The 9,963-nt window shown below is 67.7% G+C and carries 13 protein-coding genes and 1 riboswitch; of the genes, 9 read left to right on the forward strand and 4 right to left on the reverse strand.

Translation table 11 applies throughout. The annotated features are described in order from the left end of the window. Positions 1 to 2: 2 nt before the first annotated feature. A complete protein-coding gene (locus A5698_RS27505; protein ID WP_231967576.1) occupies positions 3 to 878 on the reverse strand; it encodes a TrmH family RNA methyltransferase in 876 nt (291 codons plus the stop codon). A 42-nt stretch (positions 879 to 920) separates the two neighbouring features. Here A5698_RS27505 and A5698_RS27510 point away from each other — a divergent pair, with 42 nt between their 5' ends. Beyond that, the gene (locus A5698_RS27510; RefSeq protein ID WP_068303669.1) at positions 921 to 1,160 is read left to right on the forward strand and encodes a DUF2530 domain-containing protein; all 240 of its coding nucleotides are present in this window, start codon (positions 921 to 923) and stop codon (positions 1,158 to 1,160) included. 20 nt (positions 1,161 to 1,180) lie between these two features. Continuing rightward, positions 1,181 to 1,633, forward strand: a complete 453-nt coding sequence (locus A5698_RS27515) for an SRPBCC family protein (RefSeq protein WP_068303671.1) — start codon at positions 1,181 to 1,183, stop codon at positions 1,631 to 1,633. Here A5698_RS27515 and A5698_RS27520 read toward each other — a convergent pair. Then, positions 1,630 to 2,391 (reverse strand): DUF3027 domain-containing protein, encoded by a 762-nt coding sequence (locus A5698_RS27520; protein WP_067088152.1) that lies wholly within the window; start codon positions 2,389 to 2,391, stop codon positions 1,630 to 1,632. The genes A5698_RS27515 and A5698_RS27520 overlap by 4 nt on opposite strands. A gap of 196 nt (positions 2,392 to 2,587) precedes the next feature. Between A5698_RS27520 and A5698_RS27525 the strand changes: the two genes are divergently transcribed. After that, positions 2,588 to 4,174 carry an MFS transporter gene (locus tag A5698_RS27525; protein ID WP_197506914.1) on the forward strand — a complete coding sequence of 529 codons (1,587 nt, stop codon included), beginning with the start codon at positions 2,588 to 2,590 and terminating at the stop codon, positions 4,172 to 4,174. After that, positions 4,171 to 4,650, forward strand: coding sequence for a DUF2771 domain-containing protein (locus A5698_RS27530; RefSeq protein ID WP_068303675.1), 480 nt, complete (start codon positions 4,171 to 4,173; stop codon positions 4,648 to 4,650). The genes A5698_RS27525 and A5698_RS27530 overlap by 4 nt, the downstream gene beginning before the upstream one ends. Positions 4,651 to 4,654: 4 nt before the next feature. Here the strand turns inward: A5698_RS27530 and A5698_RS27535 are convergent, their stop codons facing one another. Further along, complete coding sequence (locus tag A5698_RS27535; protein WP_068303678.1) at positions 4,655 to 5,671, reverse strand: glutathione S-transferase family protein; 1,017 nt, start codon at positions 5,669 to 5,671, stop codon at positions 4,655 to 4,657. Between the two features lie 125 nt (positions 5,672 to 5,796). Here A5698_RS27535 and A5698_RS27540 point away from each other — a divergent pair, with 125 nt between their 5' ends. After that, entirely contained in the window at positions 5,797 to 6,666 is an 870-nt protein-coding gene (locus A5698_RS27540; RefSeq protein ID WP_068303684.1) for an endonuclease domain-containing protein, read from the forward strand. A gap of 60 nt (positions 6,667 to 6,726) precedes the next feature. Here the strand turns inward: A5698_RS27540 and A5698_RS27545 are convergent, their stop codons facing one another. Further along, positions 6,727 to 7,137: a cold-shock protein gene (locus A5698_RS27545; RefSeq protein ID WP_067088142.1), complete on the reverse strand. Its 411-nt coding sequence runs from the start codon at positions 7,135 to 7,137 to the stop codon at positions 6,727 to 6,729. A gap of 161 nt (positions 7,138 to 7,298) precedes the next feature. Between A5698_RS27545 and A5698_RS27550 the strand changes: the two genes are divergently transcribed. The 4 genes from A5698_RS27550 to A5698_RS27565 all read left to right on the forward strand — a co-directional run. After that, positions 7,299 to 7,709 carry a YccF domain-containing protein gene (locus A5698_RS27550; protein ID WP_068303687.1) on the forward strand — a complete coding sequence of 137 codons (411 nt, stop codon included), beginning with the start codon at positions 7,299 to 7,301 and terminating at the stop codon, positions 7,707 to 7,709. Then, positions 7,706 to 8,755 (forward strand): GTP 3',8-cyclase MoaA, encoded by a 1,050-nt coding sequence (gene moaA, locus A5698_RS27555; RefSeq protein ID WP_068303718.1) that lies wholly within the window; start codon positions 7,706 to 7,708, stop codon positions 8,753 to 8,755. The genes A5698_RS27550 and moaA overlap by 4 nt, the downstream gene beginning before the upstream one ends. Before the next feature lie 13 nt (positions 8,756 to 8,768). Further along, a complete protein-coding gene (locus tag A5698_RS27560; RefSeq protein WP_068303690.1) occupies positions 8,769 to 9,035 on the forward strand; it encodes a MoaD/ThiS family protein in 267 nt (88 codons plus the stop codon). Between the two features lie 253 nt (positions 9,036 to 9,288). Beyond that, positions 9,289 to 9,466, forward strand: a riboswitch (cyclic di-AMP (ydaO/yuaA leader). Positions 9,467 to 9,475: 9 nt separating this feature from the next. Then, the coding region (locus A5698_RS27565) for a transglycosylase family protein (protein ID WP_197506912.1) at positions 9,476 to 9,963 on the forward strand (488 nt) is incomplete at its 3' end.

Consider the following 9,963-nt stretch of genomic DNA (forward strand, 5'->3'; position numbering starts at 1 on the left):
CGTCACTCCGATTCGCTCCGCTCTCCCCTACCCTTCGGGTGTGGCCCCAGCTCACCGGTGCCCAATCTAACCCGCTCGTAGAACGCCAGCGCGGCAGCGGTCGCGACGTTGAGCGAGTCGGTTCCCCGCGACATCGGGATCCGCACCCGAAGATCCGCCGCGCGCATCGTCCGCTCGGTCAGCCCCGGTCCTTCCGCGCCGACCAGGATCGCCACCTTGTCGTCGACGACGTCCGACATCGCATCGGCCAGGGAACGCGCCGTGGGGTCGGGCGTCATGGCTAACAGCCGAAAGCCGTTGTCGCGCAACAGCTCCAGATCGGTCGGCCACGACTGCGCCCACGCGTACGGCACGAGCAGCGCGTGGCCCATCGACACCCGGACCGCACGCCGGTACAGCGGGTCGGCGCAACCCGTGCCGAAGACCACCGCGTCCACACCGAGGCCGGCGGCATTGCGAAAAATCGAGCCGAGGTTCTCGTGGTCGTTGACGCCTTCGAGCACCGCGACGGTGCGGGCGCCGTCCAACACCTCCGCGACCGTCAACTCCCGCGGCCGCGACGCCGACGCCAGCACGCCGCGGTTGAGGTGAAAGCCCACCACGTCCGCCATCACATCGGCAGCCACGCGGTAGTAGGGAGCCGAGACACCGGCGAGGTCGGCCGCGAGCTCCTGTAGGCGGCGGTCGGTGCCCATCATCGCGCGGGGGACGAACCGCGACGCCAGCATCCGCTGCACCACCAGCACGCCCTCGGCGATCACCAATCCCTTGCCGGTGGGTAGATCGGGTCGGCGGTCGACGCTGTTGAGGTCGCGGAAGTCGTCGAGACGCGGATCGGACGGATCGGCGACGTCGATCACGGTGGCTGCCACGGTCACGCCCGACCGGCACCGCCGCGCCGTGGGCTACCTTTCATAGCAATGACCCCGCAACCACCTCCGCTGCCCGCCGTCCTGCTCAAGCCCGGGCCGGTCGTCGCCGCGATCGCGGCCGGGTGGGTCGTCGCTGCGATCCTGGCTTTCACGGTGACCGGTTTACACGAGTGGCGGCCGTACACGCTGGCCGGGCTGGGTGTCGGCGCCCTTGGCACGGGCATCTGGTTGTGGCAACGTCACGCCGTGCGTCGCGGATCGCGCGGGGCTCAGAGCGGACTCACGTAATCAAGAGACAGGAGGACGCAATGGCAGCGCCGCTGTTGCAAGCCGAGACGACGATCAACGCCCCGGTGTCGAGGGTGTGGGAGCTGGTCTCCGACCTCAAGAACATGCCGCGATGGAGCCCACAGTGCCGGCTCATGAAGACGTTCGGCCCGCTACGGCCAGGGGCGAAGACGATCAACCTCAATCGCCGGAAGTTCCTGTTCTGGCCCACCACTAGCCAGATCACCGAGCTGGTTCCGGAGAAGAAGCTTGCGTTCCGGGTCAACGAGAACGGCACGGTGTGGAGCTACGAGCTCGAACCCACCGAGACCGGCACCCGACTAGTGGAGACCCGTCACGCGGAAAACGGCGTGAAGCCGGTTTCGAATATGGCGGTCAACGCGGTCATGGGCGGGGTGCCCAGCTTCGAACGCGAACTCGTCGAGGGCATGAACGAGTCGCTCGCGAGGATCAAGGCCGCGGCCGAGAGCTAATCGGCGGGCTCGGCCAGATCGAGCACGCCGTCGTCGTACGGGTCATACAACGGTGATCCGCCACCGGCGGGCTGCGGGGTGTCCGAGTGTGCACCGCAACCGTATTCGGCGTCGACGACGTGACCGTCGGCGGAGAACTCGTTGGCGCAGACGCCGAACATCGTCCCGAGCGCTCCGGACAGCGGAAGGTAGAAACCGCAGTCCCGGCATACCCGCCGCGTCGAACGCGCCATCGCCGAACCCGGTCCGTAGTCGCCGTCGTGCCAACGTTGTGCGGCGTCCAGGCGACCCCACTGGCTGAGCACCTGGCGTCGGCCGAGACCAACCTCGAGCGCGACGTCATCGATCTGCGGATCGCCGGTCGCCATGTATCCGGGAACCAGCCGCGGGTCGTCGGCGGGCGGCGCGAGGAGGTCTCCCGGGCCCAGATCGCCGGGGCGGACGCGTTCTTCCCACGGCACCCACTTCGGCGCCAGCAACGCCGTCGGCCCCGGCACCAGCACCACCTCGCTGATGGTGGCGTGGTCGGCGCCCGGCCATGCCGCGACGACGACGGCCCACTGCCAGCCGCGGTAGCCCGGCAGGTCGGCGAGGAAGCGGTGCGTGGCCGCGGTCGGGTCCTCGAAGCTCGCACCAAGGTATTCACCGACGGTGTTCTCGCCGCTGAACTCGACGATCGCCGCGCGGGCGTCGTCGACGGCGCCGAGAAGCACCGCCTCCAGATCCGGCCGTTCGGCGGATTCGGTCACGCTGTCCATCGCCCTCAATACTGCCTGACCGGCTAACCGGCAGCCACACCGGTTGGCTGCACGCCCGCCACCGCTTCGATGGTGGAGAATCGACATCGTGAGCGGACCGCGTCGTGACCCCCGAGACTTCACGGGTCGGCGCGACCCCCGCTATTACCCGCCGCGCCCGCCCGCCGACGACCGGTGGAGCGACGAGCACCCGGGAATGGCGAACTATCCGAGCGACCCGAGCTACCGTCGCCCTCGCCGCAACGGCCCGACCCCGAGCGCCAACCGCTGGCTGCCGCCGCTCGACGAGCCCACCCGTGAATTCGGCGCCACGCCCCCTCCGCACCGGATGGGCAGCGCCGCGGGCGAAAAGATCACCGTCACAAGGGTGGCCGCGCAGCGCAGCCGCGAGATGGGCTCCAAGATGTACGGCCTGGTGCACCGGGCCGCGACCGCCGACGGCGCCGACAAGTCCGGTCTGACGGCGCTGACGTGGCCGGTGGTCGCGAACTTCGCTGTCGACGCCGCGATGGCGGTCGCGCTGGCCAACACCCTGTTCTTCGCGGCGGCCTCCGGCGAGAGCAAGGGCAAGGTCGCGCTGTACCTGTTGATCACCATCGCGCCGTTCGCCGTCATCGCGCCGCTGATCGGCCCCGCGCTCGACCGCCTGCAGCACGGCCGCCGGGTCGCCCTGGCCACGTCGTTCGCATTGCGCACTGCGCTCGCCGTGGTGTTGATCGCCAACTACGACGGTGCCACCGGAAGCTTCCCGTCGTGGGTGCTCTACCCGTGCGCACTGGGAATGATGGTGCTGTCCAAGTCATTCAGCGTGCTGCGCAGCGCGGTGACCCCGCGTGTGCTGCCGCCGACCATTGATCTGGTTCGGGTGAACTCGCGGCTGACCACGTTCGGACTACTCGGCGGAACGATGGTTGGCGGCGCGGTCGCCGCCGGTGCGGAGTACCTGTTCAAGCTGTTCGAGATGCCGGGCGCGCTCTACGTGATCGTCGCGGTGTCGGTGGCCGGTGCCGCGTTGTCGATGCGGATCCCGAGATGGGTGGAGGTCACCGAGGGCGAGGTGCCCGCGACGCTGAGCTATCACGGTCGCACGGGCGAACTGCGGCGCGGCGCCGAACCGTTGTCGCCGCCGAAGCCGGCGCGCCAGCCGTTGGGGCGCAACACCATCGCCGCGCTGTGGGGCAACTGCACCATCAAGGTGATGGTCGGCTTTCTGTTCCTGTATCCGGCGTTCGTCGCCAAGTCGCATGACGCCAGCGGGTGGGAGCAGTTGCGCATCCTCGGGGTGATCGGTGCGGCCGCGGCCATCGGCAACTTCGCGGGCAACTTCACCAGCGCGCGACTCAAGCTCGGCTATCCGGCCAAGGTGGTCGTGCGCTGCACGGTCGTCGTCACCCTTGTCGCGCTGGCCGCCGCGTTGACCGGCAACCTTCTGGTGGCGGCGATCGCGACACTGGTGACCTCGGGGGCCAGTGCGATCGGCAAGGCCTCGCTGGACGCGTCGCTGCAGGACGATCTGCCCGAGGAGTCGCGGGCGTCGGCGTTCGGTCGTTCGGAGTCGGTGCTGCAGCTGGCCTGGGTCGCGGGCGGCGCGGTCGGCGTGCTGGTCTACACCGAACTGTGGGTCGGCTTCACGGCGATCACCTCGGTGCTGATCCTCGGCCTCGCGCAAACCGTCGTGAGTTATCGCGGTGACTCGCTGATTCCCGGCCTCGGCGGAAACCGACCCGTGCTGGCCGAACAAGAGGGCGGACGTTCCGATGCCGCGGCGGTGGCGCACGAGTGAAGCGCATGATCGCCGCGCTGGTCGCGGTGGTGATTCTCGCGAGCGTGGGCACCGGCGTGCTCATTTGGCGGCTCAGCGAGGACCCCGCCCCGAAATACCCTGAGATCAGTGCATATTCGAGTGGCCACCTCGTGCGTGTCGGCCCCTATCGGTACTGCGACGTGAAGAACCCGACCAAGTGCGAGGTGTTCGAGGATCAGGGCGAGTTGCCGGTCAACGAACGTCACGCAGTGCAGGTGTCGGTGCCGCCGGCGATCGGTCGAGCGCCGTGGGTGCTGTTGCGCCAGTACGAGGACTCCGACGTGATCGAGGAATTTCGGCCCAACACCCGGTTGGCGGTGACGATCCCGACCGTCGACCCGCACCGCGGCAGGCTCACCGGGTTCGTCATATGGCTGCCCACGCTGGTCCGCATCGACGAGGAAGAGGTGCCTGCGCCGCACGCCGAGTGGTCGGTGCGCACGGTGTGGCCCTGACGAGTCAGCCTGCTCCGTGTCCGTGCGGTACGCGCTCACCCTCGCGCGGCGGGCCCGGCGGGGTGCCATCGCCGAAGGGATTGCCGCCCAACGCTTCCCGGCCGTGCGGTGTCAACCAGTTGGACAGGTCGGGCCCCTTCGGGACGACCTGCGTCGGGTTGATGTCGGTGTGCACGATGTAGTAGTGCTGCTTGATCTGGACGAAATCGATGGTGTCGCCGAATCCCGGCGTCTGGAACAGGTCGCGGGCGTAAGCCCACAACACGGGTAGCTCGGCGAGTTTCTGGCGGTTGCACTTGAAGTGCCCGTGATAGACGGGGTCGAAGCGCGCCAGCGTGGTGAACAGCCGAACGTCGGCCTCGGTGATGGTGTCGCCCACCAGGTATCGCTGGCCGTCCAGGCGCTCGGAGAGCAAGTCGAGCGCGAAGAACAGCCGGTCGTAGGCCTTCTCGTAGGCCTCCTGGGAGCCGGCGAACCCGCACCGGTACACGCCGTTGTTGATCTCGGTGTAGATGCGTTGCGCCACCTCGTCGATCTCGTGGCGCAGTGGCTCGGGGTACAGGTCCGGGGCGCCGTCGCGGTGGTACTGCGTCCACTCGGTGGAGAAGTCGAGCGTGATCTGGGGGAAGTCGTTGGTGACGACCTCGCCGGTCGGCACGTCGACGATCGCCGGGACCGTGATGCCCTTGTCGTAGTCGGGGAAACGTTTGAGGTAGGCGTCCTTGAGCCGCGGGATCTTCAGCACCGGGTCGACGCCGCCCGGATCGAGGTCGAACGTCCAGCTGTCCTCGTCATGGGTCGGACCGCAGAAGCCGATGGACAGCACGTCCTCGAGGCCCAGCAGCCGTCGAACGATGATCGCGCGGTTGGCCCACGGGCAGGCCCGCGCGACGACGAGCCGGTAGCGGCCGGGTTCTACGGGATAGCCGTCGCGGCCATCGGCAGTGATACGAGTGCCGATGTACTTGGTGTCGCGGTTGAACTCGCCACCCGAGTCGGACTTGTCGGCGACATATGCCATGACGTCGATTCTTCCCCGCCGAATCTGAACTTATGCGCGTTCTAGCGCCGGGATTCCGCGCACAAGCTCAGTTTCGAGTGAGTCGCCGAGTGGAACCGGCTGGGCGACACCGCCGTCATACCACTGTGGACTGGCCGTTCTTGGGTACCGAGGCGCTGGCAGCGGGCACGGTCAACCGCTATCAACTGTCCACCCGATACGAGGCTGTCTTTCGCAATGTGTACGTCCCGCGCGGTCAGGTGCTCACGCCGATGGAAAACGCGCGTGCTGCGTGGCTGTGGTCGAGACGCACGGCGACGGTCGTCGCTGTCTCGGCTGCGGCGGTGCACGGAGCGAAGTGGATCGACACCCGACTTCCGGCCGAACTCAACCAGCGCAGCCAGCACAAGACAAGAGGAATCGTCCTGCACAACGACACGCTGGCGCCCGATGAGATCTGCACCGTGCGTGGACTACCGGTGACGACCCCGGCGCGGACGGCGTTCGACCTCGGCCGCCGATATGGGCGGACCCTCGCCATCATTCGCGTCGATGCGTTGCTTCATGCCACCGCGCTGCGGCTGTCCGACGTCAACGCCCTGATCGAACGTCACCGCGGCGCACGGGGTCTGAGACAACTGCGCGAAGTGCTGATACTCGCCGACCCAGGCGCCGAATCGCCGCAGGAGACACGCACCCGGCTCGTGCTGACGGACGCCGGTCTACGACCATCGCGCACGCAGATCAACGTCTATGACGCTTGCGGCGTGCACGTCGGTCGCATCGACATGGGATGGCCTGAGTGGAAGGTGGGCGTCGAGTACGACGGGGAACAGCACTGGACGAACCCGCGGATTCGCGCAGCCGACATCGATAGGCAGGCGAGGTTGGAAGCCCTCGGCTGGCGGATCATCCGCGTGAGCGCCGAGATGCTGCGCTATCGACCGAACACAATCATCGAGCGCACAACTTCCGCTCTGTGCGACGCCGGCTGGACCGGGCCCAGCCGAAACTGAACATATGCGCGTTCCAGGCCCGAATACTCGAACACAAGCTCGGTTTCGAGCCGATAAAACCTAGTGCTCGAGCTCGCGGGCGACCGCACGCACCACTTCGGACACCCGGCGAGCGACCTTGCGGTCGGGATAGCGGCCCTTACGCAGCTCGGGCTGCACGGTGCTTTCCAGCAGCGTGATCATGTCCTCGATCATCCCGTGCAGCTCGTCGGGCGAGTGCTTGCGCTCGGCGGCGGCCGCCTCGCGGCGCATCCGCGTGAGGCTCGGCGGCGGATCGATGACCTTCAACGTCAACGCCTGGGGACCGCGCCTACCCGCGGCGATGCCGAACTCGACGCGCTGACCGGCCTTGAGGGTCTCGACACCGGATGGCAGCGCCGAGGATCGGACGTAGACGTCCTCGCCGTCCTCCTGCGACAAAAACCCGAAGCCCTTTTCGGCGTCGTACCACTTAACCTTGCCGGTCGGCACTGGTCTCACCCGCTCGTCTTGTCTACCTACATCGCGAACATAAGGAAAGCGCCCCGATTGCGCCGGGACGCGTGTTGCTCGATCCTACTCTGACCTCCACCTCGCCAGCACCCCCTTATCGGTAGGCTGAAGGCCACCGCTGGAGGAGAAGAAGCGCCCATATGCGATTGATACTCAACATCATCTGGTTGGTCTTCGGCGGCCTATGGCTGGCGCTGGGCTACCTGCTCGCGGCGCTGATCTGCTTCGTGCTGATCATCACCATCCCGTTCGGGTTCGCCGCCCTGCGCATCGCGGTGTACGCGCTGTGGCCGTTCGGCCAAACGATCGTCGACAAACCGGGACCCCGCCCCGGAGCGCTGATCGGCAACGTTATCTGGGTCATCCTGTTCGGCGTCTGGCTGGCCATCGGCCACGTCATCACCGCCGTGGCGATGGCGATCACGATCGTCGGCATCCCCCTCGCGCTGGCCAACCTCAAGCTCATCCCGGTATCGCTGATGCCGCTCGGGAAGGACATCGTCCCCGTCGACAGCCTGGGCCAACCCGACCCTTGGCGAGCCGCCGCATGACCGTCATCGACCTCGGTGTGCCCTCGGCCGCACCGCCCTCGCCCGCCCCCGCCGACGGGCCGCTGATCGACACGTTCGGCCGCATCGCCACCGATCTGCGGGTGTCGCTGACCGACCGTTGCAACCTGCGCTGCACCTACTGCATGCCCGCCGAGGGGCTGGACTGGCTGCCGTCCGAACAGCTGTTGCGGCCCGAGGAGCTGACCCGCCTGCTGCGCATCGCCGTGGAGAAGCTGGGCATCCGGAGCGTGCGCTTCACCGGGGGTGAGCCGTTGGTCGCCCGGCACCTCGAGGACGTCGTCGCCGCGACGGCCGCGCTGCGACCGCGCCCGGAGATCACGTTGACAACCAACGGCGTCGGCCTCGACAGGCGGGCCGAGCGGCTCAAGAGCTCCGGGCTGGACCGCATCAACGTGTCGCTGGACACCGTCGACTCCGCGCGGTTCGCCGCGATCACCCGCAGGGACCGACTCGCCGATGTGCTGGCCGGTCTGCGGGCGGCCAAGGCCGCGGGGCTCGATCCGGTGAAGGTCAACGCCGTGCTCGACCCGGTCACCGGGCTCGACGACGCGGTGGCGCTGCTGCGGTACTGCCTCGACCACGGCTATCAGCTGCGCATCATCGAGCAGATGCCGTTGGACGCCGGCCACGCGTGGCAGCGAGGCAAGGCGATCGCCGCGGACGACGTGCTAGCCGCGCTTCAGCAGCGCTTCGAGCTCACCCCCGATTCCGCGCCGCGCGGATCGGCGCCTGCCGAGTTGTGGCGGGTCGACGGCGGGGTGGGCAAGGTCGGCATCATCGCCTCGGTCTCACACGCGTTCTGCTCCGCTTGCGACCGCACCCGGCTGACCGCCGACGGTCAGGTCCGCAACTGTCTGTTCGCCCGGCAGGAGACCGACCTGCGCCGCCTGATGCGCGACGGTGCTGACGACGCCGCCGTCGAGGCCGCGTGGCGCGCGGCGATGTGGGCCAAGGCCGCGGGCCACGGCATCAACGATCCGGACTTCGTACAACCCGACCGCCCGATGAGCGCGATCGGCGGATGAGTCGAAGGAAGCAATGACGACGGCAACGACATTCGCGGTGAACGTCCGCTATTTCGCGGCTGCACGGGCCGCCGCCGGTAACGATGAGGAGACGATTCGGCTTCGGCCCGGAACGACGCTCGCGGCGCTTGTCGCCGGCCTGGCCGAACGCGACGAGAATCTCGCGAAAGTCTTGAAACGCTGCAGTTTTCTGTGCGACGGGGTCGCAGTGCGCGATGAGTCGGTCGCGTTGCGCGACGCTCAAACGATCGATGTTCTTCCCCCATTCGCCGGCGGATAACGGTGATTTCCGTCACATAACGGAATGATCACAACCTGGCTACGACGCGGTGGAGCCCGCGATAGTCCTGCGGAAACGCCCGCAACTGCTGGGCATTTAGAAGATTTTTAAGATTTGCCGAGGCGGAAAACGCCGTAATCGGCAAAAGATGACGCGGCCAAAACGAGCCGATACGGTTCAGTCCCAAGCCGGTCGACCCCAAACCGATTGGCCCGCCGTGCCCAACCGCGCCGAGCTCCATCCGTTGGCGCACGGGATACCAACGAACAACTTGGATGGAGGCGGGGGACCCACCGGTCCGCCGAGTCAAAGACGGACCAGGAACCGACGGTTCCTTGGGGTGAAGCCGAATCGCGTTGTGCGACACGGCCGGGCATACCTCTCCAGCCCGAACCCGACAGCTGACCTCGCGGGCGCCGAAGAGAGGACCGAACGCACCTATGAGTGGACGGCACCGCAAGCCGACTTCGTCGGCTGTCAACGTTGCGAAAGTCGCCTTCACGGGCGCTGTGCTCGGAACCGGAAGCATCGCGCTGGCCAGCCAGGCCAACGCCGCCTCGGACAGCGAATGGGATCAGGTCGCCAGCTGCGAGTCCGGCGGCAACTGGTCGATCAACACCGGTAATGGCTATCAGGGCGGGCTGCAGTTCTCGCCGAGCACCTGGTCCGGTCACGGCGGCGGTGAGTACGCACCCGCCGCGCACCTGGCCTCCAAGGAAGAGCAGATCGCGGTCGCCGAACGCGTGCTCGCCAGCCAGGGCAAGGGCGCGTGGCCTACGTGCGGTCGCGGCCTGTCCGGTGCGACGCCGCGCAACATCGTCGACGACGCGATCGACGCGGTGAACAACTTGCTGCCTCCGCCGCCCCCGCCGTTCGATCCGTTCGCTCCGCCTCCACCGCCCGCACCGGCGGCGGCGCTGGCCGCCCC

This window comes from Mycobacterium sp. E136, assembly GCF_001666865.1.
Taxonomy (GTDB): domain Bacteria; phylum Actinomycetota; class Actinomycetes; order Mycobacteriales; family Mycobacteriaceae; genus Mycobacterium.

Excerpts from the sequence above, each read along its gene's own strand:
- A5698_RS27510 (WP_068303669.1), top strand. The coding sequence starts at position 921 with ATGACCCCGCAACCACCTCCGCTGCCCGCCGTCCTGCTCAAGCCCGGG.
- A5698_RS27515 (WP_068303671.1), top strand. The coding sequence starts at position 1,181 with ATGGCAGCGCCGCTGTTGCAAGCCGAGACGACGATCAACGCCCCGGTG.
- A5698_RS27520 (WP_067088152.1), bottom strand. The coding sequence starts at position 2,391 with ATGGACAGCGTGACCGAATCCGCCGAACGGCCGGATCTGGAGGCGGTG.
- A5698_RS27525 (WP_197506914.1), top strand. The coding sequence starts at position 2,588 with ATGGCGAACTATCCGAGCGACCCGAGCTACCGTCGCCCTCGCCGCAAC.
- A5698_RS27535 (WP_068303678.1), bottom strand. The coding sequence starts at position 5,671 with ATGGCATATGTCGCCGACAAGTCCGACTCGGGTGGCGAGTTCAACCGC.
- A5698_RS27550 (WP_068303687.1), top strand. The coding sequence starts at position 7,299 with ATGCGATTGATACTCAACATCATCTGGTTGGTCTTCGGCGGCCTATGG.
- moaA (WP_068303718.1), top strand. The coding sequence starts at position 7,706 with ATGACCGTCATCGACCTCGGTGTGCCCTCGGCCGCACCGCCCTCGCCC.
- A5698_RS27560 (WP_068303690.1), top strand. The coding sequence starts at position 8,769 with ATGACGACGGCAACGACATTCGCGGTGAACGTCCGCTATTTCGCGGCT.